20 protein-coding genes, 1 tRNA gene and 1 pseudogene are annotated in these 26,883 nt (G+C 70.5%); 10 read left to right on the top strand and 12 right to left on the bottom strand.

Features of this window, described 5'->3' with window-relative positions; genetic code table 11:
- Positions 1-357 precede the first annotated feature (357 nt).
- Positions 358-1,635 carry a serine--tRNA ligase gene (gene serS / locus IE263_RS02575; RefSeq protein ID WP_189931674.1) on the top strand — a complete coding sequence of 426 codons (1,278 nt, stop codon included), beginning with the start codon at positions 358-360 and terminating at the stop codon, positions 1,633-1,635.
- Positions 1,632-2,450, top strand: coding sequence for an HAD family hydrolase (locus IE263_RS02570; protein WP_189931672.1), 819 nt, complete (start codon positions 1,632-1,634; stop codon positions 2,448-2,450). The genes serS and IE263_RS02570 overlap by 4 nt, the downstream gene beginning before the upstream one ends.
- Positions 2,451-2,751: 301 nt before the next feature.
- Here the strand turns inward: IE263_RS02570 and IE263_RS02565 are convergent.
- The 6 genes and pseudogenes from IE263_RS02565 to IE263_RS02540 all read right to left on the bottom strand — a co-directional run bounded on the left by IE263_RS02565 (position 2,752) and on the right by IE263_RS02540 (position 7,110).
- A tRNA-Ser gene (locus IE263_RS02565) sits at positions 2,752-2,839 on the bottom strand.
- Between the two features lie 349 nt (positions 2,840-3,188).
- Positions 3,189-3,428: pseudogene (locus IE263_RS02560) on the bottom strand (SGM_3592 family protein); the annotation flags it as partial.
- Positions 3,429-3,608: 180 nt separating this feature from the next.
- Positions 3,609-4,328 carry an ABC transporter permease subunit gene (locus IE263_RS02555; protein ID WP_189931670.1) on the bottom strand — a complete coding sequence of 240 codons (720 nt, stop codon included), beginning with the start codon at positions 4,326-4,328 and terminating at the stop codon, positions 3,609-3,611.
- 10 nt (positions 4,329-4,338) lie between these two features.
- Complete coding sequence (locus IE263_RS02550) at positions 4,339-5,250, bottom strand: ABC transporter ATP-binding protein (RefSeq protein ID WP_189931668.1); 912 nt, start codon at positions 5,248-5,250, stop codon at positions 4,339-4,341.
- Entirely contained in the window at positions 5,247-6,155 is a 909-nt protein-coding gene (locus tag IE263_RS02545) for an ABC transporter permease subunit (RefSeq protein ID WP_189931666.1), read from the bottom strand. Before IE263_RS02545 ends, IE263_RS02550 begins: the two co-directional genes overlap by 4 nt.
- Positions 6,145-7,110 carry an ABC transporter ATP-binding protein gene (locus tag IE263_RS02540; protein ID WP_189932023.1) on the bottom strand — a complete coding sequence of 322 codons (966 nt, stop codon included), beginning with the start codon at positions 7,108-7,110 and terminating at the stop codon, positions 6,145-6,147. Before IE263_RS02540 ends, IE263_RS02545 begins: the two co-directional genes overlap by 11 nt.
- A 256-nt stretch (positions 7,111-7,366) precedes the next feature.
- On the opposite strand from IE263_RS02540, the gene IE263_RS02535 reads away from it, so the two are divergent.
- The 5 genes from IE263_RS02535 to IE263_RS02515 all read left to right on the top strand — a co-directional run bounded on the left by IE263_RS02535 (position 7,367) and on the right by IE263_RS02515 (position 12,334).
- Positions 7,367-9,142 carry an SDR family oxidoreductase gene (locus tag IE263_RS02535; protein WP_189931664.1) on the top strand — a complete coding sequence of 592 codons (1,776 nt, stop codon included), beginning with the start codon at positions 7,367-7,369 and terminating at the stop codon, positions 9,140-9,142.
- Positions 9,143-9,316: 174 nt separating this feature from the next.
- Positions 9,317-9,865, top strand: coding sequence for an RNA 2'-phosphotransferase (locus IE263_RS02530; RefSeq protein WP_189931661.1), 549 nt, complete (start codon positions 9,317-9,319; stop codon positions 9,863-9,865).
- A 32-nt stretch (positions 9,866-9,897) separates the two neighbouring features.
- A complete protein-coding gene (locus IE263_RS02525) occupies positions 9,898-10,341 on the top strand; it encodes a hypothetical protein (protein ID WP_189931659.1) in 444 nt (147 codons plus the stop codon).
- A 41-nt stretch (positions 10,342-10,382) separates the two neighbouring features.
- Positions 10,383-11,285, top strand: coding sequence for an LLM class flavin-dependent oxidoreductase (locus tag IE263_RS02520; protein ID WP_189931657.1), 903 nt, complete (start codon positions 10,383-10,385; stop codon positions 11,283-11,285).
- 167 nt (positions 11,286-11,452) lie between these two features.
- Positions 11,453-12,334 (top strand): Cof-type HAD-IIB family hydrolase, encoded by an 882-nt coding sequence (locus IE263_RS02515; RefSeq protein WP_189931656.1) that lies wholly within the window; start codon positions 11,453-11,455, stop codon positions 12,332-12,334.
- Between the two features lie 12 nt (positions 12,335-12,346).
- Here IE263_RS02515 and IE263_RS02510 read toward each other — a convergent pair whose 3' ends face one another.
- The 5 genes from IE263_RS02510 to hisC form a co-directional block, all read right to left on the bottom strand.
- A complete protein-coding gene (locus IE263_RS02510; RefSeq protein WP_189931654.1) occupies positions 12,347-13,411 on the bottom strand; it encodes a M23 family metallopeptidase in 1,065 nt (354 codons plus the stop codon).
- A gap of 206 nt (positions 13,412-13,617) precedes the next feature.
- Positions 13,618-17,109: a thiol reductant ABC exporter subunit CydD gene (gene cydD, locus IE263_RS02505; RefSeq protein WP_189931652.1), complete on the bottom strand. Its 3,492-nt coding sequence runs from the start codon at positions 17,107-17,109 to the stop codon at positions 13,618-13,620.
- Between the two features lie 59 nt (positions 17,110-17,168).
- Entirely contained in the window at positions 17,169-18,173 is a 1,005-nt protein-coding gene (cydB, locus tag IE263_RS02500; RefSeq protein WP_189931651.1) for a cytochrome d ubiquinol oxidase subunit II, read from the bottom strand.
- Between the two features lie 20 nt (positions 18,174-18,193).
- Positions 18,194-19,702: a cytochrome ubiquinol oxidase subunit I gene (locus IE263_RS02495; RefSeq protein ID WP_189931650.1), complete on the bottom strand. Its 1,509-nt coding sequence runs from the start codon at positions 19,700-19,702 to the stop codon at positions 18,194-18,196.
- Between the two features lie 236 nt (positions 19,703-19,938).
- On the bottom strand, positions 19,939-21,018 hold the full coding sequence (hisC, locus tag IE263_RS02490) for a histidinol-phosphate transaminase (RefSeq protein WP_189931648.1): 1,080 nt from the start codon (positions 21,016-21,018) through the stop codon (positions 19,939-19,941).
- Positions 21,019-21,455: 437 nt separating this feature from the next.
- Here hisC and IE263_RS02485 point away from each other — a divergent pair, with 437 nt between their 5' ends.
- The 3 genes from IE263_RS02485 to IE263_RS02475 all read left to right on the top strand — a co-directional run bounded on the left by IE263_RS02485 (position 21,456) and on the right by IE263_RS02475 (position 25,238).
- Positions 21,456-22,568, top strand: a complete 1,113-nt coding sequence (locus tag IE263_RS02485) for a LacI family DNA-binding transcriptional regulator (RefSeq protein WP_189931646.1) — start codon at positions 21,456-21,458, stop codon at positions 22,566-22,568.
- A 510-nt stretch (positions 22,569-23,078) separates the two neighbouring features.
- Complete coding sequence (locus IE263_RS02480; RefSeq protein WP_189931644.1) at positions 23,079-24,161, top strand: metallophosphoesterase; 1,083 nt, start codon at positions 23,079-23,081, stop codon at positions 24,159-24,161.
- Between the two features lie 192 nt (positions 24,162-24,353).
- Complete coding sequence (locus IE263_RS02475; RefSeq protein ID WP_189931642.1) at positions 24,354-25,238, top strand: hypothetical protein; 885 nt, start codon at positions 24,354-24,356, stop codon at positions 25,236-25,238.
- Between the two features lie 201 nt (positions 25,239-25,439).
- Here the strand turns inward: IE263_RS02475 and IE263_RS02470 are convergent, their stop codons facing one another.
- The gene (locus IE263_RS02470; RefSeq protein WP_189931640.1) at positions 25,440-26,876 is read right to left on the bottom strand and encodes a VWA domain-containing protein; all 1,437 of its coding nucleotides are present in this window, start codon (positions 26,874-26,876) and stop codon (positions 25,440-25,442) included.
- Positions 26,877-26,883 lie beyond the last annotated feature (7 nt).

Below are 26,883 nucleotides of genomic sequence, written 5' to 3'. Positions count from 1 at the left end.
CAAGGAATTGCATGCCGCGTGAACCGTACTCGGAATGATCAATTCCGATATCCACAGATCTTTCGCACAGCCTGTGGATAACTCTCCAGGGGTGCGGGTTCCTGTGGAAAACGGGGTCTCCAAGCCCCTCCAAGTTCCGTTTTCCACAAGGAATTCGAATCAGCACGGCGCCTCACGACCGCGCCGTCCCAGGGAGTGAGACACTTTTTCCTGACACCAAGGAGCGCGAGGGGCCATTCGGCAGCAACCAGGAAGCGCCAGGAGAACACATGGCGCAATTGCCGCATAACGTAACGCAAGGCATGTTCCTCAATAGTGAGTCGTGGGCCGTCATCCCGCACCGGTAGCCTTGAGCTCGTGATTGACCTTCGCCTGCTCCGTGAGGACCCCGACCGTGTGCGCGCGTCCCAGCGCGCCCGTGGAGAGGACGTCGCGCTCGTCGACGCTCTCCTGTCTGCCGACGAGCGGCGCAGGTCGTCCGGCGTCCGCTTCGACGAGCTGCGCGCCGAGCAGAAGCAGCTCGGCAAGCTCATCCCGAAGGCTTCCGCGGACGAGAAGGCCGAGCTGCTCAAGCGCGCCGAACAGCTCAAGGCCGACGTCAAGGCCGCCGACGCCGAACGCGACGCGGCCGACACCGAGACCCAGGAGCTGCTCCTGCAGCTCGGCAACCTCGTCCACCCCGACGTGCCCGTCGGCGGCGAGGAGGACTTCGTCACGCTGGAGACCCACGGCGAGATCCGCGACTTCACGGCTGAGGGTTTCGAGCCCAAGGACCACCTGGAGCTCGGCCAGCTCCTCGGCGCGATCGACGTCGAGCGCGGCGCGAAGGTCTCGGGTTCGCGCTTCTACTTCCTGACGGGTGTGGGCGCCCTCCTGGAGCTGGCGCTCGTCAACGCGGCGATCGCGCAGGCCACGGCGGCCGGCTTCACGCCGATGCTGACCCCGGCTCTGGTGCGCCCCCAGTCCATGGCGGGCACCGGCTTCCTCGGCCAGGCGGCCCAGGACGTCTACCACCTCGACAAGGACGACCTCTACCTCGTCGGCACCTCCGAGGTCCCCCTCGCCGCGTACCACATGGACGAGATCATCGACGCCGAGCGGCTGCCGCTGCGCTACGCCGGCTTCTCGCCCTGCTTCCGCCGCGAGGCCGGCTCGCACGGCAAGGACACCCGGGGCATCTTCCGCGTGCACCAGTTCGACAAGGTCGAGATGTTCACGTACGTCACTCCCGAGGACTCGCAGGCCGAGCACCAGCGCCTGCTGGAGTGGGAGAAGCAGTGGCTGACCTCGCTGGAGCTGCCGTTCCGCGTCATCGACGTCGCCACGGGTGACCTGGGCTCGTCGGCCGCCCGCAAGTTCGACTGCGAGGCGTGGATCCCGACCCAGGGCAAGTACCGCGAGCTGACCTCGACCTCGGACTGCACCGAGTTCCAGTCCCGCCGCCTGCAGATCCGCGTCCGCGAGGGCAAGCAGGTCCGCCCGCTGGCCACGCTCAACGGCACGCTGTGCGCCGTTCCGCGCACCATCGTGGCAATCCTGGAGAACCACCAGCAGGCCGATGGCTCCGTGCGCGTGCCCGAGGTGCTGCGCCCGTACCTCGGCGGCCGAGAGGTCCTGGAGCCGGTGGCCAAGTGAGCGACGCCGCTCCCGCCTCGGGTTTCCCCTACCGACTGATCGCGACCGACCTCGACGGGACGCTGCTGCGCTCCGACGAGTCGATCTCGCTGCGCACCCGTGACGCCCTCGCCGCGGCCACCGCGGCGGGGGCGGCCCACATCGTGGTGACCGGCCGCTCGGTCCCCTGGACCCGGCACATCCTCGACGACCTCGGCTACGACGGCCTCGCGGTCTGCGGCCAGGGTGCTCAGGTCTACGACGCCGGCACGCACCGCCTGCTGACGTCGGTGACCCTGGACCGCCAGCTGGCCGGCGTGGCGCTCGCCAAGATCGAGGCGGAGGTCGGCCCGCTGTACCTGGCGGCGAGCCGTGACGGACTGGAGGGAGAGGTGCTGGTCGGCCCCGGTTACGCGGTCACCGGCAAGCTCCCGGCGACACCGTTCACGGACGCGTCGGACCTCTGGACGGCCCCGCTGAACAAGATCTACATACAGCACCCGGACCTCTCGGACGACGAGCTGGCCGAGACGGCCCGGCAGGCCGCGGGCGGCTTCGTCACCGTCGCGATGGCCGGCGAGGGCATCGTGGAGCTCCTCCCCCTCGGCCTCTCCAAGGCCACAGGCCTCTCCCTGGCGGCCCGCCGCCTGGGCCTCAAGGCCACCGACACCCTCGCTTTCGGCGACATGCCCAACGACATCCCGATGTTCGCCTGGGCCGCCAAGGGTGTAGCCATGGCCAACGCCCACCTCGAACTGAAGGCAGTGGCAGACGAGGTGACGACCTCGAACGAGGAGGACGGCATCGCGGTGGTGTTGGAGAGGATGCTGGGCTAACGGGCTGCGGGCTGCGGGCTGCGGGCTGCGGGCTGCGGGCTGCGGGCTGCGGGCTGCGGGCTGCGGGCTGCGGGCTGCGGGCTGCGGGCTGCGGGCTGCGGGCTGCGGGCTGCGGGGCGCAACGATCGCGCAGGCGATCAAGGACGCGGGCTGTACCGATATGCGGCTCCGCCCCGTGGGCGCGACCAGCCACAGCACTCCCGCACCCGTACGGCTGCGCGCCCCGCGGCTCCCCGCCCACGGCCCCTTCTTGCCGCACCACCAGCCAACATCTCGGCCCAGTCCCAGTGACAACGTCTCGCGGAGGATGCACGAATCGAACGTGCGCGGGCTTTTCAGGCCCGACCACGGCTTAGCAAGCCGGTGCCTTACCACTCGGCCAATCCTCCGGGTGGGCGGCCTCACGCGAGAGCGACATCGCGTGCTCGAAGCGGCCGCCCCGGGCAGCTCCCCGTGCGGGGCGGGCTCGGACGGAGCGGGTAACTACTCCGGAGCCCGCCGCGGGCTGCCCTGACGGGAGCTGGACGAACTGCCGTGCATGGACATCGTCCGGCTCCTCTCCCAGTACCTGACGCCGGATCCGTCCCGGCGCTGCGGACACAACAACTCTGCCTTCCCGACGAGTTGGGCGCCACCGAATAAAACGTCTGTGTGAGTGGCGGGGCGCGCCGGGGGCCGGCCGGGCGGCTGAAGGACGACTGAAGCCGAGCCGCGTCGACGCCGTAAGGTCCAGGGTCCCTACCGGCGGCGCCACCTGCGCCGGCGCGCCTTGCTGAAGAACCAGCCCGCCGGGGGCTCGTCCGAGCGCCACGGCTGGGGCTCGGGCTTCTCGTTGCGCCAGCGCGCGGCGAGCATCCGGGCGCGGGCGGACGGCTCGGAGGTCTCGGCGGCCCGTATGAAGTCCTCGTCAAGGACCAGGTCGTCCCAGGTCCCGTCCGAAGTCCGGTCGGACGCCCCGTCCGAAGTCCGGTCGGACGCCCCGCCCGAGGTCCGGTCCGGCGTCCCGTCCCCGGGCCGCCCACGGCCGTCGCGCTCACGACCACCGAACTGCGCCGCCTCGTCAGCCATCCCGACCTCCTGCCGTCCTCGCAGCCGTATCCGTTCGCCCAGTGTGCCCGGACAGAGGTGAAGCCCCTGTCAAGAACGCCCCGCCGGTGTCTACTCCTCGCCCGCCAGCGTCAGCGCCCGCAGCTTCTGTCCCGCATACCAGGTGGCCAGCACGGTCACCGCGATCAACAGGACGGTCGCCGTGGTCAGTCCGACGTCCGAGGAGATCATGTCCCCGCCGGCGACCTTGTCGGCGACGGCCAGCGACCACTGCTGGACGCTGAGCGTGCGCGCGCCCGGCACCAGGGAGCCGAACAATGCCTCCCAGACGAGGGCGTAGACGAGGCCGAAGACCACCGCGTGCCGGGACACCGTGCCCAGCAGCAGGAAGAGTGCGGCGTAGGCGATGGAGGAGACCAGCGCGGCCACCGTGTAGGCGACGGCGATCTGCTGGCCGTTGCCGTTGAGGATGAACCCGGCGATCAGGGTGGGCAGCGCGGAGAACACCATCGTGACCGCTATCGCGACGATGAGCTTGGTGAAGATGATCGTCGGCCGCTTCAGCGGCTTGGACAGCAGGTACACCACGGAGCCATCGTCGATCTCCGGGCCGATCGCGCCCGTGCCGGCGATGACGCCGATGATCGGCACCATGGTGGCGAGCGCGAGCCCGCCCAGCAGGTCGGACGCCGTCTGGTCGTCGGCGCCGGCCAGGGCGCGCACGACCAGGGAGATCCCGATCAGCAGCAGCGGCAGAGCGCCGAGGATGAGGGCCCGGCGGCGGCCGAGCAGGGCCCGATAGGTGAGTCGGGCGACTGTGGGGTCGTACATCTTGGGCCTCCTACGCCGCGACCAGGTACGAGAAGACGGACTCGAGGGACTCGTCGGACGGCGAGACCGTGAGCAGGCGAATGCCATGGTCGCGCGCCACTCTCGGCAGCAGGGCCGTGAAGCGGCCGAAGTCGACGGCCTGGATGCGCAACGCGCCCTCCGCCAGGTCGACTTCGATGCCTGACGTCGACGGGTCGGCGATCAGTGCGGCCGCGAGGGCGCGGTCGTCGCTGGAGCGCACCAGGTAGCGGTGCGGCCGGTCGGTCATCAGGCGGCGGATCCGGCGGAAGTCACCGCTGGCCGCATGACGTCCGGCGACGACGACCTCGATGTGCCAGGCGAGTTGCTCGACCTCTTCGAGGATGTGGGACGAGAACAGCACCGTGCGGCCCTCGTCGCCCATGCGCCGCAGCAGGTCCATCAGCTGCATGCGCTGGCGTGGGTCCATGCCGTTGAAGGGTTCGTCGAGCAGCAGCAGCGACGGGTCGTGGACGAGGGCGCTCGCCATCTTCACACGCTGGCGCATGCCCTTGGAGTACGTGGCGATCTTGCGGTCCTGCGCGTACTCCATCTCGACGGTGGCCAGCGCCTTCTGGGCGGCCTTGGCGCCCAGGCCGTGCAACTCGGCGTTGGCGACGACGAACTCGCGGCCGGTGAGGAAGTCGTACATCGCCTCGCGCTCGGGGACGATGCCGATGTGCTTGTAGATCGCCTCGTTGCGCCAGACCTGCCGGCCGTCGAGAGTGACCGAGCCGGTGGAGGGGGCGAGGAAGCCGCCCATCATGTTGATGAGGGTGGACTTTCCGGCGCCGTTGGGGCCGAGCAGGCCGGTGACGCCGGGGCCGATGGTCATGGTGATGTCGTTGACGGCGACCACGTTGCCGAACCAGCGGGAGACATGGTCGAGGGAGAGCGTGGTCACAGTCCCACCTTCTTGTAGCGGCGCATCAGGAGGCCGTAGCTCGCGGCGATCAGGCCCAGGACGACGAGGACGTAGGCCACGCCCTCCCCGTGGGACGGGCCGACCCCGCCCGGGAAGGCGGAGGTGGCGCCGAGGAAGGCCGACTGCACGCCGTCGATGAGCGTGATCGGCGAGAAGAGGCCTATCCACGGGATCGCACTGGTGCTTCCCTGGGCGTCGGCGATGGCCTGGAGTGTGGAGACCGCGCCGTAGGAGATGGTCAGGACGGCGATGACGGCCGCGATGCCGAAGCCGCGGCGCGGGGTGACCGCGGCGATGACCAGGCCGAGGCCGGCGAGGAGCAGGGAGAGCAGGGTCACGGAGACGAGTCCCTGGGCGAACCCCTTGGTCTGGTCGGTGAAGTCGAGCTTGGCCAGCAGGGCACCCACATAGAGCACCAGCAGGGGTGCGGCGGTGAGGATGAACATCGCCGAGGCGAGCGCGGCGAACTTGGCACGGACGTAGTCGGCGGTCTCGATGGGCCGCGAGAAGTACAGCGGCACGGTCTTGAAGCGCAGGTCGCGCGAGACGGACTGGGGCGCCTGGGAGGCCACGTACAGGCTGATGACGGCCTGGAAGTAGATCGCGTATTCCGTGTAGTCGACGGGCAGTTTGCTGGCCTTCGTGGCGACCGCGACGGCGACCATGATGGCCGCGGGCACGCACATCACCACGAACAACAGCATGGGCAGGACCTTGGACTTCACCGAGCGGCCGAGGCCGTAGGCGCCGCGCAGGGACTGCGAGTAGAGGGAGCGGCGGGCGTAGGAGCGGCCCAGGCGCGGGCCGTCGTAGCTGCGGTAGCCGATGTTGTGGATGCGGGTCTGGTCACCCGACGGCGGTGCTACGGGGTGCTCAACTGCCATGGCCGACCGCCTCCTTCCGCTGCTCGTCGCTGTCCTTGAAGACCTCCGAGATGTGGTGCCGCCGCTGCTCCATGCGGACCAGACCGAGGCCGAGGTCCGCGACCACGTCCCGCACCAGGTCGTACGTCTCCTCGCCCTGCGCGGTCAGCAGCAGGATGTGGCCGGCGCCCGGCAGGCCGCCGTCGGCGTCGAGGACGTCCACCCCGCGCGCGTGGAGCGCCTCGCGCACCGCGCGGGTGCCGTCGGGGTGGTCGTCGGTGTCGGTGACCTCGATGGCGAGGGTGGTCGTGGTCTGGGTGAAGTCGGTGGTGGAGCTGGAGCGCAGGAGCTTGCCGCCGTCGATGACGACGACGTGGTCACAGGTGCGCTCCAGTTCGCCCAGCAGGTGGGAGGTGACCAGGACCGAGATGCCGAAGTCGGTGTGGATGCGGCGGATCAGGCCCAGCATCTCGTCGCGGCCGACCGGGTCGAGACCGTTGGTCGGCTCGTCCAGGAAGACCAACTGCGGGTCGTGGACGAGGGCCTGGGCCAGCTTCACGCGCTGCTTCATGCCGGTCGAGTAGCCGCCGATGGGGCGGTAGCGCTCCTCGTACAGGCCGACATGGCGCAGTGTGTCGGCGGTGCGCTCGCGGGCGGCCGTCGGCGGCAGGCCGGACATGCGGGCCATGTGCACGACGAACTCGGTGGCCGAGACGTCGGGCGGCAAGCAGTCGTGCTCCGGCATGTAGCCGACGCGCTCGCGGATGGCGGCGCCCTTGGTGGCGACGTCGAGGCCGAGCACCTCGGCGCGGCCCTCCGTGGCGGGCGAGAGACCCAGCAGGATCTTGATGAGCGTGGACTTGCCGGCCCCGTTGGCGCCGACGAGCCCGGTCACACCGGGCCCGACGTCCACGGACAGCCGGTCGAGAGCGGTCACCCGGGGGAACCGCTTGCTCAGGCTTTCGGTCGCGATCACAGTCACGTCTTCGAAGGTAGTGACGCACGCCACGGAAATCGTCAGACCTCAGAGCCGTCTTCGCGTCAGACCTCAGATGTACGGGCCCGTAGGGGATCCCCTGCTTGAGAGTTACGGGCCGTGATCCACGGCTCGGCGTCCGCCCTGTTGACGCTTCCTCTAACAAGTGCCAGATTCGGCGAGGTCACGTTACGGACGCGTCCCGCAGCCAGCGTGGACCGGGGCGCCCGGCCGCGGAAGGGAAGGCGGAGGGGAAGTGACGGTGCTGGAGGGGGCGCGCGAGCGCCGGGTGCGGACCGGCGGGATCGAGCTGTGCGTCGCCGAACTGGGCGACCCCGAGCGGCCGACGCTCGTCCTGGTGCACGGCTATCCGGACAGCAAGGAGGTGTGGTCCGAGGTCGCGTCCCGGCTGGCCGACCGCTTCCACGTGGTGCTGTACGACGTGCGGGGCCATGGCTGTTCCACCGCGCCCGAGCCGCTGCGGGGCGGGTTCACCCTGGAGAAGCTGACGGACGACTTCCTGGCGGTCGTGGACGCGGTCAGCCCCGGCCGGGCGGTGCACCTGGTGGGGCACGACTGGGGATCGGTGCAGGCCTGGGAGTTCGTCACGGTCGAACGAACCCGGGACAGGATCGCCTCCTTCACCTCGATGTCCGGCCCGTCCCTCGACCACTTCGGTCACTGGATCAACCGGCGTCTGAGGCGGCCGACTCCGCGCCGGGTCGGCCAACTCCTCGGCCAGGGCGCCAAGTCCTGGTACGTGTACCTGCTGCACACACCCGCCCTGCCCGAACTCGCCTGGCGCGGCCCGCTGGGCAAGCGCTGGCCGGGCATCCTGCGCAGGCTGGAGAAGGTCCCCGCCGGCACCTACCCGACGTCGTCCCTCCCCGACGACGCCGCCCACGGCGCCTGGTTGTACCGCGACAACGTACGGGCCCGGCTGCGCCGTCCACGCACGGACGCGCACGCGCACGCGCCCGTGCAGCTCATCACACCCCTGGGCGACGCGTATCTTTCGGAGCGGCTGTACGACGAACTGGAGCGGTGGGTCCCGCGGTTGACGCGACGGACACTCGCGGCGAAGCACTGGGTGCCGCGTACCCGACCCGATCAGCTGTCGGCGTGGATCGCGGAGTTCGTCACCTCGGTGGAGGCCGAGGGAGGCGGCGAGAAGGCGGCGGCGACACCGAAGGCCACCGGTCCGTACGCCGAACGCTTCGGCGGGCAGCTGGTGTTGGTCACCGGGGCGGGCAGCGGCATCGGCCGGGCCACGGCGTCCGCGTTCGCGGAGGCCGGTGCACGGGTGATCGCCGTCGATCTGGACGCGGAGAGCGCGGCCCGCACTGCCGAGACGTGCCGGCTGATCGGCGCGCCGGAGGCCTGGGCGGAGACGGTGGACGTCTCCGACGAGCAGGCGGTGGAGAAGCTCGCGGCGAAGGTCCAGGCCGAACTCGGCGTCGTGGACGTGCTGGTGAACAACGCGGGCACAGGGCTGGCGGGCTCGTTCTTCGACACCACGCCCGAGGACTGGCGCAAGGTCCTGGACGTCAATCTGTGGGGCGTCGTCCACGGGTGTCGTCTCTTCGGCCGGCAGATGATCGACCGCGGCCAGGGCGGCCACATCGTCAACATCGCTTCTGCTGCGGCCTTTCAGCCCTCCAGGGTTCTGCCCGCCTACAGCACTTCCAAGGCCGCCGTCCTGATGCTCAGCGAGTGCCTGCGCGCCGAACTGGCGGGCCGGGACATCGGTGTTACGGCGATCTGTCCCGGGCTGGTGAACACCGGCATCACGTCCAGGGCGAGGTTTGTCGGGGTCGACGCGGAGGAGGAGAAGCGTCGCCGGCAGCGCTCCACGCGCGTGTACCGGCTGCGCAACTACCCACCGGAGAAGGTCGCGAGCGCGGTCCTGCGCGCGGTGGCCCGCAACGAGGCGGTGGTTCCGGTGACGCCGGAGGCGCGAGGGGCGTATGCCCTGTCGCGGTTCGCGCCCCGGGTGTTGAGGTGGTTGGCGCGTGTGGAGCCGCCGTTGTAGGGCAGTTGGCCAAGTCACCATGGGGCGACCGATCTTGGTGAAACCGCCTATGACGACGGCCCGTTGTCCACAGAAGCGCCAATTCCCCTGTGGATAACTACAGTTGGTTGTGGATCAAACCTCGGACACAAAACAAAAATGCGTGATCCATGTCTCTCCCGTCATGCTGAGCGTATGGACGAACGACGCACCGTGAAGGTGTCGAAGTACCTCTCGAAACACCTGCGCCACCAGCCCGAGCGCATCGGCCTCATCCTCGACGAGGGTGGCTGGGTCGAGATCGACACGCTGATCGCGGCCGCCACGGCCCATGGCTTCCCCTTCACCCGGGACGAGCTGGACCACGTGGTGGCCGCCAACGACAAGAAACGCTTCGCGATCGAGGGCACCCGCATCCGCGCCAGCCAGGGCCACAGCATCGAGGTGGACCTCGGCCTGCCCCCGGCGACCCCACCGCCGTACCTCTATCACGGGACCGTGGCCCGCTACCTGGACGCGATCCGGGTCGAGGGGCTGCGGCCCATGAACCGGCACGACGTGCATCTCTCGCCCGACCGCGAGACGGCGACCCGGGTCGGTGCCCGTCGTGGCCGGCCGGTGGTCCTCTCCGTGGACGCGGGGGCGATGCACCGCGACGGCCACGTCTTCCACGTCAGCGCGAACGGGGTGTGGCTGACCAAGGCCGTTCCGCCGCAGTACCTGCGGTTTCCCGAGTCCCGATGACATGAGCGCCGCGGACGGGAAGGATCATAGGTATGGACCATATCCCCACCACCGAGGCCGCCGTCGCCGCGCTGCGCGCGATCGCCGCCGAGTACGGACTCGCCATCGAGGTCAGCCATGACATCGGCGCCGACCAGACCTCCCGCCGCACCGCCGCGGGCGTCGGCGTCACCACCGACCCGGACGGTTCCCTGCCCCACGAGGCCTACGTCGAGCTCGGCGGCCGTCCTCACGTGAGCGTGCGGCTGTACCCGGACGACGACGCGCTGATCACGGTCGACGGTGTGGAGTGCCCCGACATCGCCCGCGACGACGTCCCCGCCTTCCTCCGCGCCCTCTACGACGGCCACGCCTGGGTCAAGGCCCGCCGCTTCCCGCCGAGCGAGTTCCTGATGGTGCCGTTGCCGGGCGATCGGGTGCACAAGGAGTTCATCTCGATCAACCTCAGCCCGTGGCTCGCCGGGCGCGCGCGGTGACCGTTTCACGTGAAACACGGTCGCCGCATACGCTCGATGCCATGAGTCTGCGCCTGAGCACTGTGATCCTTCCGTACCGCCGCTGGAACGAGGGCGGCCGTTCGACATGGACACGTGCCGAGCAGCTTGGCTTCCACACCGCGTACACGTACGACCACCTCTCCTGGCGCACCTTCCGTGACGGCCCGTGGTTCGGTGCCATCCCGACGCTGACCGCCGCCGCGTCCGTCACCGAGCGCCTGCGTCTGGGCACGCTGGTGACCTCGCCCAACTTCCGCCACCCGGTGACCCTCGCCAAGGAACTGATCTCCCTGGACGACATCTCCGGCGGCCGCGTCACTCTGGGCATCGGCGCGGGCGGCACCGGCTTCGACGCCACCGCCCTCGGCCAGGAGCCTTGGACCCCGCGCGAGCGGGCCGACCGCTTCGCCGAGTTCGTGCCGTTGCTCGACCGGCTGCTCACCGAGGACTCGGTGTCGTACGAGGGCGACTTCTACTCGGCGCACGAGGCGCGCAACATCCCGGGCTGCGTCCAGCGCCCCCGGCTGCCCTTCGCCGTCGCCGCGACCGGCCCGCGCGGGCTGAAGCTCGCGGCCCGCCACGGACAGGCCTGGGTGACCACCGGCGACCCCAGGCTGTACGAGAACGGCACGCCCGAGCAATCGGTGCAGGCCCTGAGCGGCCAGATCGACAAGCTCACGGACGCCTGCGTGGCCCTCGGGCGGGATGTGCACCGGTTCGACAAGATCCTCCTCACCGGGTTCACCCCGGACCGCGGCCGCCCGCTCGAGTCCCTGGACGCCTTCGTCGACTTCGCCGGCCGGCACCAGGAGCTCGGCTTCACGGAGCTCGTGATCCACTGGCCGATCCCGGACTCCGACTTCGCCGCGGACGAGAAGGTCTTCGAGCAGATCGCCATGGAAGCACCGGCCCAGCTGGGCTGACGGCCGGCGACGGTCGGCTTGAGCTCCCCTCGACAACCGCCTCCGCTGCGCCGGCTCAGGCAGTCGGCGGTCCGCGTCCTGTGCGCCGACCTCGGCAATCAGCCGCCCGCGCCTCATCCGTGCGGGCTCTCGCACGGCCGTGCGGACGTATACGGGAGAATGGCCCGGTGACCTCAGCGACTCGACAGCCCGAGACCCCGGCCGCCACCCTCCCACCCCGGCTGATCGCCACCGACCTCGACGGCACCCTGCTGCGCGACGACAAGTCGGTGTCCCCGCGCACGGTCGCGGCTCTCGCCGCCGCCGAGGAGGCGGGCATCGAGGTTTTCTTCGTCACCGGCCGCCCTGCCCGCTGGATGGACGTCGTCAGCGACCACGTCCACGGGCACGGCCTGGCGATCTGCGGCAACGGCGCCGCCGTGGTCGACCTGCACGGCGGCCCCGGCGCCCACCGCTTCGTGAAGGTGCGCGAGTTGCCCCGGAAGAACGCGCTGGACGCCGTACGACTGCTGCGCGAGGCAGCTCCCGGGACCATGTACGCCATCGAGCAGACGTACGGCTTCTACCAGGAGCCGGAGTATCCCAAGATGCACATGGAGATCCCCGACTCCCTCGCCCCGGCCGAGCAGCTGCTGGCGCCGGACGCCCCCGGGGCCGACGAGCCGGTACTGAAGATCCTCGCGTTCCACCCCACGCTCGACCCCGACGCCTTCCTCACCCTCGCGCGGCTGGCCATCGGCGATCGCGCCGATGTCACCCGGTCCAGCCCCAGCGCGCTGCTGGAGATCAGCGGCCCCGGCGTCTCCAAGGCCAGCACGCTCGCCCTGTGCTGCGCCGAACGCGGCATCTCCCACGAGGAGGTCGTCGCGTTCGGGGACATGCCGAACGACGTCCAGATGCTCACCTGGGCGGGCCGGTCGTACGCGATGGGCAACGCGCACCCGGACGTGATCGCGGCGGCCTCCGGTCAAACCGTCGCCAACAACGAGGACGGAGTCGCCATCGTCATCGAGCAGCTGGTCGCCGAGCGGGTCCAGTCCTCCGACTGACCCCTGTCACACCTAACCGACCGGCACCCCGCGCGCCGTCAGCCACGGCACCGGATCCACCGCCGACCCCATCTCCGGCGTGACCCGCACCTCGAAGTGCAAGTGCGGCCCGGTGGAGTTGCCGCTGGTGCCCGACTGCCCGATCCACTGCCCGGGCGTCACGTTCTCGTCCTGATCGACGGTGACGGCCGCGAGGTGGGCGTACTGCGTGTAGTAGCCGTCGGCGTGCTGGAGCACGATCTCGATGCCGAACGCGCCTCCGCACGCCACCCGCACCACGCGGCCCGCGCCGACCGCCCGCACAGGCGTCCCGATCGGCACCGCGAAGTCCTGCCCGGTGTGCCGGTTCACCCAGCGGGCACCGCCACTGCCGAAGCTCGCGGACAGCGTGTAGCCCTCGACGGGCGCGGCCCACTCCCGGGTCAGCTGCACCGATGGCCGGCCGAGCCGCACGGCGCCCCGGCACGAGCCGGCGGCGACCGAGGCGTCCGCCTGCCCCTGCAACTGCCACCGCGCCTGTTCCAGCTTCTGCTCGATGCCCTTCTTCAGCACGGCGAGTTCGGCGTTGCGCCGCTCCAGCGCCTGCTTGGCCCCGGTGGCCTTCGCCTCGTCGGCGGCCAGCCGTGCCTCCGCCCGGCGGCTCTTGCCGATCGCGTTGTCGACAGCCTGGTTCGTCCGGGAGAAGACGTGCTGACCCCGCATCAACTCGTCGGGATCGCGGGCCAGGACGAACCGCGCGGCGTCCGACAGGCCACCACCGCTGCGGTACTGGGCGCGCGCGATACGTCCCAGGTCGCCACGGAGCACGGCGAGCTCCTGCCGTTGGCGGCCGAGGAGTGCCTCCAGCCGCTGGGCCTCGGCCCGCTGTGCCTCCGCCTCGCGCCGCCCCGCCTCGTACCGCTGTGTGGCCAGTGCGGCGTCCTCGTACAGCCGGGCCACCTGCGCGCTGATCCCGGCATCGGCGCCGGAACCGTCCCCGCCGGGCTCGCCGTCGGCGGCCGTGGGCCGTGCTGCGAGCACCGCGGCCGCGCACAGCAGAACGGGAAAGAGCGGGAGCCGACGGCGAGATGAGCGCATGTCAGCGATCGTGTCCTGACTGCCTGCCGTCGGTCCTGTTCAAGTCGTACGCCTGGGGGACGGGCCGCCACGAATGGCCCAGCGAGGGCCTGTGTGCCGGTCCGTCAGTGCGGCGCCTGCCACCACCGCCGTCCCGCCGCCGGGCCTCGCCGAGGCCCGCCCCGTACCTGCTGCCGCCACCGAGGACTCCGCCCGTGCGAGGTTCCTCAGGCCCGCGCCCCCACCAGCGCCTCCGCCGCCGCCTCTCTCTCGACCATCCTCCGCAACGGCCCCTCAGCGGCGGCCAGTTCCGCGTACGCGCCGCGCTGCACGACCCGCCCCTCGTCCAGCACGACCACCTCGTCGACCGCCTCCAACCCGGCCAGCCGGTGGGTGATGAGGAGCGTCGTACGGCCCTCGGTGGCGGCCAGCAGGTCCGCGGTGAGCGCGTCGGCGGTCGCCAGGTCGAGGTGCTCGGCGGGCTCGTCGAGGATCAGGACGGGGAAGTCGGCGAGAAGCGCGCGGGCCAACGCGAGCCGCTGCCGCTGGCCTCCGGACAGCCGGGCCCCGTGCTCGCCGACGAGCGTGTCGAGCCCGTCGGGCAGGCTGTCGGCCCACTCCAGCAGCCGGGCCCGGGCCAGCGCGTCACGCAGCTCCTCCTCGGTCGCGTCCTTCTTCGCCAGCAGCAGGTTCTCGCGGACCGAGCTGTCGAAGAGGTGCGCGTCCTGCGCACACAGCCCGACGAGCCGCCGTACGTCGTCGCTGTCCAGGGCGTACGCATCCACCCCGCCGAGCGTGTAGGAGCCCGCGCCCGCGTCCAGGAACCGCAGCAGCACCTGCGCGAGGGTCGTCTTGCCGGAGCCGGAGGGCCCCACCACGGCGGTCCGGCGCCCTTGCGCCAGCGTGAGGTCGACACCGGCGAGCGCGTCCCGGTCCTGCCCGGCGTGCCGGCCGGTCAGCCCCTTGACGACGAGCGGGAGCGGCGACGCGGGCGCCTGCCGGGGCCGCTCCGGCTCGCCCACCGGCTCGGGGGCGTCCAGGACCTCGTACACCCGCTCCGCGCTCCTGCGCACCCGCTGGCGGTACTGGACGGCCAGAGGCAGCCCCAGAACGGCCTCGAAGGCGGCCAGCGGGGTGAGGACGACGACAGCCGTCGTCACGCCGCCCAGCCGCCCGTCGACAACGGCCTGCGCGCCCACGAGGGCGGCGGCCGCGACGGTCAGCCCGGAGACGAGGGCGGTCAGTCCGTCCCCGAGCGCGGTGGCGGTGGCGGCCCGTGAGGCGATCCGCGTGAGGACGGAGTCGGCCGCCCGCACCTCTGCGGTACGGGCGGGCAGGGCCCCGGCGACGGTCAGCTCGGCGGTCCCGGTGAGCAGGTCGGCCGCGCGGGTGGCGAGCACGCCCCGCGCGGGGGCGAGCCGGCGTTCGGCCCGGCGCGCCACCGCACCGGTGACCAGGGGGACGCCCACCCCGGCCGCGAGCAGCCCCGCCGCGAGGACGGCCCCTGCCTCGGGCAGCAACCACGCCGTGAACGCGACGGACCCGGCCGAGACGACGGCGGCCGCACCGGCGGGCAGCAGCCACCGCAGCCAGTAGTCCTGCAAGGCGTCCACATCGGCGACGAGCCGGGTCAGCAGATCGCCCCGGCGGGTCGTGCGCAGTCCGGCGGGCGCCAGCCGCTCCAGCCGCCGGTAGACGGCGACCCGGGTGTCGGCGAGCATCCGCAGCACCGCGTCGTGCGACACGAGCCGCTCGGCGTACCGGAACACGGCCCGTCCGATACCGAAGGCCCTGGTCGCCGTCACGGCCACCATCAGATACAGCACCGGCGGCTGCTGAGAGGCCCGCGAGATGAGCCAGCCGGAGGTGGCCATGAGCCCGACGGCGCTGCCCAGGGCCAGGCTGCCCAGCAGCAGCGCGAGGCCGAGGCGGCCGCGCCGGGCGCCGGCCATGGCGCGGACCCGGGCGAGGACACCGCCCTCGGTCGCCGTGAGCCGCGGCTCGAACTCGGACGCGACGGCGGGGACGGGTGCTTCCTCGAGCCGCGTGGAAACGCCCGTGTGCGCGGCCTCGACGCGTCGAGTGGCCGCGGCTTCCGCCAGCCGCACCACCCGGTCCGCCACCGCCAGCAGCGCCGGCCGGTGCACCACCAGCAGGACCGTCCGTCCGGCTGCGAGCCGTCGCACGGCCGCCACGACCTCGGCCTCGGTCTCCCCGTCGAGGGCGGCCGTCGGTTCGTCCAGCAGCAGCACCGGCCGGTGCGCGAGGAACGCCCGGGCCAGTGCGAGCCGCTGCCGCTGACCGGCGGACAGCCCGGCTCCGTCCTCCCCGAGCACGGTCTCGGCCCCGGCGGGCAGCGCGTCCACGAACTCCAGCGCCCCGGCGTCCGCCAGCGCCCGCCGCACGGCCGTGTCATCGGCGTCGGGACGCGCCAGCCGTACGTTCTCGGCGATCGTCCCGGCGTACAGGTGTGGGTGCTGCGGCACCCATGCGATCCGGGACCGCCACTGCTCCAGGTCGATGTCGGCGAGGTCGACTCCCCCGACCCGGATCCGGCCCTCTGTGGGCCGCACGAAGCCCAGGAGTACGTTCAGCAGAGTCGACTTGCCCGCACCGCTCGGGCCGACCAGCGCGACCGTCTCCCCGGGCTCGACGGCGAAGGACACGTCCGACACGGCGTCGGTGGACCGGCCTGGGTAGCGGACCGTCACGCCCTCGAAGGCCACGCCCCCCGCCGGCACGGCGCCCTTGCCCGACGCGGGCACCGGCGTCTCCAGCACCGCGAAGATCTCCTCAGCGGCAGCGATCCCTTCGGCGGCCGCGTGGTACTGCGCCCCGACCTGCCGCAGCGGCAGATACGCCTCCGGCGCGAGCACGAGGATGACCAGGCCGATGTACAGGTCCATCTCGCCGTGGACGAGCCGCATGCCGATGGTCACGGCGACCAGCGCCACCGAGAGCGTCGACAGCAGCTCCAGCGCGAACGACGAGATGAAGGCGATCCGCAGGGTCCGCATGGTCGCCTGCCGGTACTCGCCGGTGATCCGCCGGATCGACTCGGCCTGCGCCTTGGCCCGCCCGAACACCTTCAGGGTGGGCAATCCCGCGACGACGTCCAGGAAGTGCCCCGACAAACGGGACAGCAGCCGCCACTGACGGTCCATCCGTGACTGCGTGGCCCAGCCGATCAGCACCATGAAGATCGGGATCAGGGGCAACGTGCCGACGATGATCGCCGCGGACACCCAGTCCTCGGTCACGATCCGCGCCAGCACCGCCACCGGCACGACCACGGCAAGCCCCAACTGCGGCAGATAGCGCGAGAAGTAGCCGTCGAGGGCGTCCACACCCCGCGTGGCGAGGGCCACCAGCGAACCGGTCCGCTGCCCGCTCAGCCACCCGGGACCAAGCTCCGTGGCCCGCTCCAGCAACCGCCCCCGCAGCTCCGATTTCACCGCCGCGCTCGCTCGGTGCGCGGAGAGCTCGGTGAGCCAGGCGACGAGTGCGCGGCCGATCGCCACCGTCACCAACAGCAGCAGGGGAGTGCGGAGTTCGGCGGCCGACAGCCCGTGCTGGAAAGCGCCGACCACCACCTCGGCGATGAGCATGGCCTGTGCGATGACCAGCGCCGCCCCGACGGCACCCAGACCGACGACCGCCACCAGGAAGAGGCGGGTGGCGCGGGCATATCGGAGCAGACGCGGGTCGATCGGTTTCACGTGAAACACACCCTCTTCTCAAGGGGCATGTTTCACGTGAAACATGCCCCAACTCGGACTCAGTGCACAGTTTCAGCGATGTGCTGTGTACCGATCCGCTTGCGGAACACCCAGTACGTCCACCCCTGGTAGAGCATCACGATCGGTGTGGCGATCACCGCACACCAGGTCATGATCTTCAAGGTGTAGGGGCTCGACGAGGCGTTGGTCACCGTGAGGCTCCACTCCTCGTTGAGCGTGGACGGCATGACGTTCGGGAAGAGCGTCAGGAACAGCATGGCCACGGCGGCCACGATGGTGACGCCGGACAGTGCGAACGACCACCCCTCGCGCCCGGCCTGGTTCGCCACGAGCGCCGCGACCAGGGCGGCGACCGCCACGACCAGCGCGACCAGGCTCTTGCCGTCACCGCCGTCGACCTGCGTCCACAGCAGGAAGAGCAGCGCGAAGGCAGCAGTCGCCAGACCGACCTTGAACGCCAGCTTCCGCGCCCGCTCCCGGATGTCGCCGACGGTCTTGAGGGCCGTGAACACCGCCCCGTGGAAGGTGAACAGCGTCAGGGTCACCAGACCGCCGAGCAGCGCGTACGGGTTGAGCAGGTCCCAGAGGTTGCCGACGTACTCGAAGTTCTGGTCGATCTTCACGCCCCGGACGATGTTGCCGAAGGCCACACCCCACAGGAACGCCGGGAGGAGCGAGGTCCAGAAGATCGCGTGCTCCCAGTTGCGCTGCCAGTTCTCCTCCGGCCGCTTCACCCGGTACTCGAAGGCGACGCCCCGCACGATCAGGCAGACGAGGATGAGCAGCAGCGGCAGATAGAAGCCGGAGAAGAGCGTGGCGTACCACTCCGGGAAGGCGGCGAAGGTCGCGCCGCCCGCCGAGAGCAGCCACACCTCGTTGCCGTCCCAGACGGGCCCGATGGTGTTGATGAGCACCCGCTTCTCGGGCCGGTTGCGGGCGAGCAGCTTGGTGAGGACGCCGACTCCGAAGTCGAAGCCCTCCAGGAAGAAGTAGCCGGTCCACAGGACGGCGATCAGGACGAACCAGACGTCGTGCAGTTCCATGACTGTGCAGCTCCCTCGGCCTAGTACGAGAAGGCCATCGGCTTGTCGGCGTCACGGGAGTCGCCGCCGATCTTCGTGGGCGGGTTGAGGTCGGCCTCGGTGAGCTCGGGCGGGCCGGCCTTCACGTACTTCACCAGCAGCTTGACCTCGACGACGGCGAGGATCGCGTACAGGGTCGTGAAGACGATCATCGAGGTGAGGACCTCGCCCTGGGAGACGCCGGGGGAGACCGCGTCGCGGGTCTGCAGGACGCCGTAGACGACCCACGGCTGGCGACCCATCTCGGTGAAGATCCAGCCCCAGGAGTTGGCGATCAGCGGGAAGGCCAGGGTCCAGATGGCGGCCAGCCAGTAGAGCCTGGTGAGCTTGGGGTTGAGCGCCTTGTTCCGGAACAGGACCAGGTGCGGCACCTCGTCGTCACCGACCCGCAGGTGCTGCGGCAGCAGGAACTTCTTGCGGGTCAGCCACAGTCCGGCCAGGCCGATCGCGAAGGACGTCATGCCGAAGCCGATCATCCAGCGGAAGCCCCAGTAGGCGACGGGGACGTTGGGCCGGTAGTCGCCGGGCCCGAACTTCTCCTGCTCGGCCTTGTTGACGTCGTTGATGCCGGGGACGTACGAGGTGAAGTCGTCCTTGGCGAGGAAGGAGAGCAGGCCGGGGATCTCGATCGCGACCTTGTTGTGGCCCTTGTCGACGTCCCCGTAGGCGAAGACCGAGAAGGGCGCGGGCGCCTCGCCGTCCCACAGGGCCTCGGCCGCGGCCATCTTCATCGGCTGCTGTTCGTACATGATCTTGCCGAGGACATCGCCACTGACCGCGGTGAGCAGACCGCCCACGGCGACGGTGACCAGGCCGAGCCGCAGTGAGGTCTTCATATCGCGGATGTGCTTCTTGCGCAGCAAGTGGAAGGCGGAGATGCCGACCATGAAGGCGCCGCCGGTGAGGAAGGCCGCGGAGAGGGTGTGGAAGGCCTGGGCGAGCGCGGTGTTCTGGGTCAGCACGAGCCAGAAGTCGGTGAGCTCGGCCCGCCCCTTCGCCTCGTTGATCCGGTAGCCGACCGGGTGCTGCATCCACGAGTTGGCCGCGAGGATGAAGTAAGCCGACAGGATCGTGCCGATCGAGACCATCCAGATGCAGGCCAGGTGGATCTTCTGGGGCAGCTTGTCCCAGCCGAAGATCCACAGCCCGATGAAGGTGGACTCGAAGAAGAAGGCTATGAGCGCCTCGAAGGCAAGCGGCGCACCGAAGACGTCACCGACGAACCGCGAGTAGTCCGACCAGTTCATGCCGAACTGGAACTCCTGCACGATGCCGGTGACAACGCCCATCGCGATGTTGATCAAAAAGAGCTTGCCCCAGAACTTGGTCGCCCTGAGGTACTTCTCCTTCTCCGTGCGCACCCAGGCGGTCTGCAGCCCGGCCGTGAGAGCGGCCAGCGAGATCGTCAGGGGGACGAACAGGAAGTGGTAGACGGTCGTGATGCCGAACTGCCAGCGCGCCAGAGTCTCCGGCGCCAAAGCCAGGTCCACGTCGCCGCTCCTTACCTCACCGCTTGTGAAAGCGTTCACATTCACAAGCAATTATGACGCATAGCCGTTCGAGGCTCGACGGGCGGGGGTCCCCAACGCGGCCCACCCGCCCTCACCTGCGAGGGGCCGGTGGGAGCCAGGACACAGACCGGTGGGCCCATGGCACGGAAAGAGCGCCTTGGTTCCACGTGAAACCAAGGCGCCCAGCAGCAGCCGGCCTGAGGCAGCGGGCCGCCCTACAGCTCCTTGCGGAACACTTCCGCCACCTTGAGAAAGATGTCGTTGGCCTCGGTCTCCCCGACCGTGACGCGCACACCCTCACCCGGGAACGGCCGGATCACGACACCGGCCTGCTCGCACGCCGCCGCGAAGGCGACCGTCTGCTCGCCCAGCCGCAGCCACACGAAGTTCGCCTGGGTCTCGGGCACCGTCCAGCCCTGCTCGCGCAGGCCCTCGACCACGCGGTTGCGCTCGCAGACCAGGGACCCGACCCGGCCGAACAGCTCGTCCTCGGCCCGCAGCGAGGCGATCGCCGCCTCCTGCGCGAGCTGGCTCACCCCGAACGGCACCGCTGTCTTGCGCAGCGCCGCCGCCACCGGCTCGTGGGCGATCGCGAAACCGACCCGCAGCCCGGCAAGGCCGTACGCCTTGGAGAACGTCCGCAGCACACAGACGTTCGGCCGCTGCCGGTACAGCTCGACGCCGTCCGGCACCTCGGGGTCGCGGATGAACTCGCGGTAGGCCTCGTCGAGCACGACCAGCACGTCACCGGGCACCCGATCCAGGAACCGCTCCAGCTCGGGCCGCTTCACCACGGTGCCCGTGGGGTTGTTGGGGTTGCAGACGAAGATCAGCCGGGTCCGCTCGGTGATCGCGTCGGCCATCGCGTCCAGGTCGTGCACGTCCCCCGGCGTCAGCGGCACCCGGACCGCGGTCGCGCCGCTGATCTGCGTGACGATCGGGTACGCCTCGAAGGACCGCCAGGCGAAGATCACCTCGTCGCCGGGGCCGGCGGTCGACTGGAGCAACTGCTGGGCGACGCCGACCGAGCCAGTGCCGGTCGCCAGATGGGAGGCGGGGACACCGAAGCGCTCGGAGAGCTCGTTCACCAGGCCCGTGCACGCCATGTCCGGGTAGCGGTTGAAGGAGGCGACGGCGGCCGACACGCTCTCCAGCACACCGGGCAGCGGCGGGTAGGGGTTCTCGTTGGAGGACAGCTTGTAGGCCACGGGACCGCCGGCCGCCGCCGGCTTGCCCGGCTTGTAGGTGGGGATCCCCTCCAGCTCGGCGCGCAGCTTGGGGCTCGTCTCGCTCACCGCAGTCCTCCTCGTGACCACCACCGGCTTCCCATACTGCTCACCTTATGAGGATTCGGCTCGGGTGCGAACAGCTGCGGAGAGGCTGCTGATGACGGGCCCCCGGCGGATCGCGTACGGGCGATGTACCTCAGGCACGCATCAGGCGCATCACCGTACGAAGGCGTATGAAACGGGGGGCGCGCCGCACATATATCTATGCGCCGGTAGCTCACGCCGTGGCGCGCATCCCTCGTGCAGGTGAGTTGAGACCTCTTCGAAACATCGGTGCCTTGGCAGGCTCATCCGCGCACACACACCACGTCCTGGCATGGAGATCCTCAACTGGCTTGTTTTCCAAGGCATTTGCTCGCTTGCGACCATGCAGAAACGTGCCTGTCAACGCGTGCATATGCGTCCGCCCTACCCCACCGGATGAGCCCTACTATCGGCTCGCCATGACAGCAGCAGGGAAGCACCAGGTGAGCCGCGCGGAAACCTCACGCCGAGGCAGCCGGCCGGGCCGAGCGGGTATCAGGGACGTGGCCGCCGCCGCCGGAGTCTCCATCACGACCGTCTCCGACGCCCTCAACGGCAAGGGCAGGCTCCCCGATGCCACCCGACGCCATGTCCGCGAGGTCGCCGACCGACTGGGCTACCGCCCCTCGGCCGCGGCCAGAACCCTCCGTACCGGCAAGTCGGGCCTCATCGGCCTGACCGTGACGACGTACGGGGATGAACCTTTCACCTTCACGGAGTTCGCGTACTTCGCCGAGATGGCGCGCGCCGCGACCTCCGCCGCGCTGGCCCGCGGCTACGCGCTAGTCATCCTCCCCGCGACCTCGCGCCACGACGTGTGGTCGAACGTCGCCCTGGACGGCACGGTCGTCATCGACCCCTCCGACCAGGATCCGGTGCTCAGCGAGCTCGTCCGACAGGGTTTACCGGTCGTCTCCGACGGCCGCCCGGCCGGCACGCTCCCGGTCACCGCGTGGGTCGACAACGACCACGAGGCCGCCGTCCTCGACATCCTCGACCACCTCGCCGACGCCGGCGCCCGCCGCATCGGCCTGCTCACGGGCACCTCGACGGACACGTACACGCATCTGTCGACCAGCGCGTACCTGCACTGGTGCGAGCGTGTCGGCCAGGACCCGGTCTACGAGGCCTACCCCGCACACGACCCGTGCGCGGGCGCCGTCGCCGCCGACCGGCTGCTGGCCCGCCCCGACCGCCCCGACGCCGTCTACGGGTTGTTCGACCCCAACGGCACCGATCTCCTCGCCGCCGCCCGCCGCTACGGGCTGCGCGTCCCGGAGGACCTGCTGCTGGTGTGCTGCAGCGAGTCCACCGTGTACGCCAACACCGAACCGCCCATCACCACCCTCTCCCTGAAACCGCGCCGCATCGGCACGGCGGTGGTCCAGCTCCTCATCGACGCCATCGAGGGCGTGGAATCGGACCAGCCCGTCGAGCAGGTGATACCGACCGAACTGATCGTGCGTACCTCGTCTCAGCGACGTCCGCCACGCACGACGGTGAGTCCACCGCGGGAGCCCGAGGAGAGGTAGGGGGTGGGCGGTCCGGCCCCTGGGCGGTCCGGCCCCTGGGCGGTCCGGCCCCTGGGTGATCTGACCCCTGGGTGATCAGGCGGTCTGTCCCCTGGGCGATCTCGTCTCCTGGGCGGTCATTCCAGGCGGTCCCCTGGGGGCACGCGGGGCCACGTTGCTGCTCGTTGCCGGACGGCATGTGGAAGGCCGCAGCAGGCCCCGGGGGGCGGGAAGTGCGCCACCGGTCTGTGCGCCGCCTGTGATCGCCAGGCGCCCCTCGGTCCCGTCCGTGGCGCCGGAGGCACGTGGGGCGAGGGTGTGATCATGGTCTGCCTGGGATGAACGCGCACTGCCGAAGCCCGGCCCAATCGGGACGAAAGCCGCAGTGAACTGGAGCCTTGCTCCGATTCACCACCCCTGGGTCATCACACGGCACGATCCGCATTCCTATGATGGGCGCACGGCACCGCGGGCCGTCGCGACCAGGCAGTCCGAAGCGGTGCAGATGCGGCGCGATGGTGGAGGGGTCTGATGACTCAGGGGGCCGGTCAGGGACCCGAGGTGGAGCGGACGGCGACGTTGCGCGACTTTCGGGTGCCCGCGTACGTCCACGAGACCGGTCCGTACGTCCACGGCACGCATCCCGGCAACGCCGCGCCTCCCCTCGAGGAGCCGCTGGAGCACCCCGAGGGCTACACGCCCACCCAACGCGACCTGCCCGTCATCAACCGGGGGGACACCCTCCAAGTGACCGTCGACCCCACGGCCGTCCAGGCTCCGCTGCCCGCGACCGGCCCCGGCCCGCTGTTCGTCGTCGGTGACGTGCACGGCTATCTCGACGAGCTGGTCGCCGCGCTGCAGGAGAAGGGCCTGATCGACGGGGCCGGCCACTGGTGCGCGGGCACCGCCCGGCTGTGGTTCCTCGGCGACTTCACCGACCGCGGCCCGGACGGCATCGGCGTCATCGACCTCGTGATGCGGCTGTCCGCCGAGGCCGCCGCGGCCGGCGGCTACTGCAAGGCCCTGATGGGCAACCACGAGCTGCTGCTGCTCGGTGCCAAACGGTTCGGCGACACCCCCGTCAACTCCGGCGCGGGCACCGCCACCTTCCAGGCGGCCTGGCTGCTCAACGGCGGCCAGAAGTCCGACATGGACCGCCTCCAGGACCATCACCTGCAGTGGATGGCCCGTCTCGACGCCGTCGAGGAGGTCGACGGCCACCTGCTCGTCCACTCCGACACCACCGCCTACCTCGACTACGGCGACTCGATCGAGGCGGTCAACGACACCGTCCGCGAGACGATCACCCGCAACGACGCGGACGAAGTCTGGGATCTGTTCCGCAAGTTCACCAAGCGCTTCTCCTTCCGCGACGAGGGCGGCGCCGACGCCGTCCGCTCACTGCTGAATACGTACGGCGGCACCCGCATCGTTCACGGCCACAGCCCGATCCCGTATCTGCTGGGCGAGGTCGGCTCCGAGGAGGGTGAGGACAGCGCAGGTCCCGTGGTCGAGGGACCGCACGTCTACGCCGACGGGCTGGCCATCGCCATGGACGGCGGAGTGACGATGGCCGGAAAGCTGCTGGTCCAGCAACTGCCTCTGGGCGCCTGATCGTTCACGCATCCGGCGTCCCGCGCGCCGGAGCGTCCGACGACGCCGCAGGCCAGGGGCCAATTTCGGCAAACCCCCTGTTACCTCATGCCGTCGCCGCTCTACCATCGGTTTATCCGTAGCAGGCTCCCCTCCGTTTCTGCCCGACGGCTCGTTGGCATGCGAGCCCCAAGCCCTACGGAGCATCGGGGGATGCACATGAACAGCGTTCCGCAGCACCTGCACAGCGAGGACCGCCAAGAGTACGAGCGGATCCTCGACGAGGCGCTGCGCTCCGCACCACACCACCCGGAACTGACCGCTGTCGGCGAGCGGCTCAACGCCGAACAGCTGCGCACCATGGCGCTCAACGCCTCCGCACTCATCACGGTGGCCGCGGCGACCGAGTACCAGCACTATGTGAAGGTCCGCGAGGAACTGCGCCACCCGGCGCCGTCCACCCCGTCGTCACCCATCCACGAGTCCGGCTCCGGTGAGCCGGACGTGGGCGGTATGGGGCTCGCCACCACCATGGGGGAGGCGGCCCAGGCCGCCGAAGCCGCCGGAGCGGGCGCCGTCGCCGTTGCCGCCGTCCTCACCCCCGTTCTCGCCGGAACCGCCGCGGTGATCTTCCTGCTCGTCGGTTACGTCCTCAGGATGCTCGATCCCGATCAGTCGTTCGCCCAGGCCATGGTCACCGCCGGATGGGCGTTCGGGGCCATCGCCGCAGCCGCGATCCTCGTCGCCACCGTCGGGCTCCTGCTCACCGCCCTGCGCAACCGGCCCTCCCTGGAGGCCGGTCCGTACAGCGAACTGAGCGAGGAGGTGGCCCGAGCCAGGGAAGCCTGGCGAGAAGCCCTGCTGGAACGGGGCATACTGCCGTTCCTCCGCGAGGCCCTCGCCGACCCCGGTACGGCCGCCGCACTGCACCCCGCACCGGCCCCGCCGGCACCCACCGGCCGCCTGCCGAAGATCGGCTACGACCGTCCGGGCTTCACCAGCCCCGACGACGGCCCCTCGGCCGGCCCGCGCCCGAGCTTCAGCAGCCCGGACTACACCAGCCCGGACTTCGGAGGCCCGGAACACCAGCCGGAGTAGGCCCTCGGCTTGCGCCCCCGGAGAAGGGAGCGCAAGCCGTGTGCCCGGCTCGGATCAGGATCGGAGCCGACCGTAACGGCCCGCACTCACAACGCCTGCTGCCTGCTGCCTGCTGCCTGCTGCCTGCTGCCTGCTGCCTGCTGCCTGCTGCCTGCTGCCTGCTGCCTGCTGCCTGCTGCAGGAGGGAAGCGTCTGCCCGGGTCAGAGGATTCCTGCCCGGCCGGCAGCCGTGATCCAGGAGGGGAACTCGGACAGGAGCCGGTCGTAGAGCTCCTGGTCCGGGACCGTTCTGATGTCGTCCACGGCGAAGAAACCGACGTTGTCGACGCGGCGGCCGGGCAGGGTGTCGAAGCGTTCCAGCACCCCGTAGTGGGACCGGCCGAGGCCCACGAACTGCCAGAAGATCGGCTCCTCCACCGCGGCACGCAGCTCCCGTTCGATCGCGCTGTCGCGGTAGACGCCGCCGTCCGAGAAGAACAGCACCAGGGTCGGGGCGGCCGCCGGGTTCTCCCGTACGTACTCTCTGACCTGGGCGATCGCCTTCTGCTCCTCGTTCTGGATGCCGATCGTCCGCATGTCGACCTGCCCTGGTTCCAGGCCCTTCCTCGGCTTCTTGCGACGGAAGAGGCTGATCTCCCCCACCCGTACGTGCAGCCGCAGCCACTCGGGGAGTTCGCCCAGGCGGAGGTCGGGCAGGCGGGCGGCGTTGGAGGCGAACGTCCAGGCCTGCATCTCGCCGTCGTCGTCGAGCTGTGCCGCCACCGCGGCCATGCGCTCCACCACATCCGCCACCACGCCCCCGGAGTAGAGGAACGCCATGGATCCGGAGGCATCGAGCACGAGGATGATCCGCGCCCTGACGCCCGCAGCTCCCCGCTTGCTCAGGCTGACGGCGACCTGCTCCTTGCGCAGGGACAGCCGCTTGCGCATGTCGACCGGCAGCCGTTCCTCACCCTTGCTCAGGCGAGGGCCGGCAGGCGCCTGAGCGGGGGCGGAAGCCGGCGGGGCAGACGAGGTCGGCGGGGGCGGCGAGGCCGGCGGAGGCGGGGGCGGCGGAGGTGGCGGAGCGACAACCGTGGCAGAGGAAGCAACCGTTGCGGGTGGCTCGTCATCGACGGTGATCCCGAAATCGGTGGCCAGTCCCGCCAGCCCGGAGGCATATCCCTGGCCGACCGCACGGAACTTCCACCTCCCCTCGCGCAGGTACAACTCGCCGCCGATGAACGCCGTCTCCGTGTCCCCCTGCATCTCGAAGCGCGCCAGCTCCGCCAGGCTCCCCGAGTCGAGCAGTCTCAACGTCAGACCGCTCACCTGCCCGAAGGTGCCCCCGTCCGCCGACGCGCACAGCTCGACCCGCGCGATGGCGCTCTCCAGCGCACGCAGGTCCACCTCGACGGTGTCGGTCGTGACGTCGGCATCGCTCCGCTTCCCCCGGTGGATCACGGCGTCGGAGGCATGCTGCGGCTGGTTGTAGAAGACGAAGTCCCCGTCGTCCCGCACCTTCCCGGCCGCGGTCAACAACAGGGCCGACACGTCGACATCGGGCCCACCGGCCCTCTCGGCCCAACTGATCTCGACGCGCACCGCCGAAGCGTCGACCGGCAGATTGGCGCCCTTGCTCATGGATCGCGCTGTCATGGAGCCA

Source organism: Streptomyces aurantiogriseus (assembly GCF_014649375.1).
Taxonomy (GTDB): Bacteria; Actinomycetota; Actinomycetes; order Streptomycetales; family Streptomycetaceae; genus Streptomyces; species Streptomyces aurantiogriseus.
This window is presented reverse-complemented; position numbering and strand designations above follow the sequence as displayed.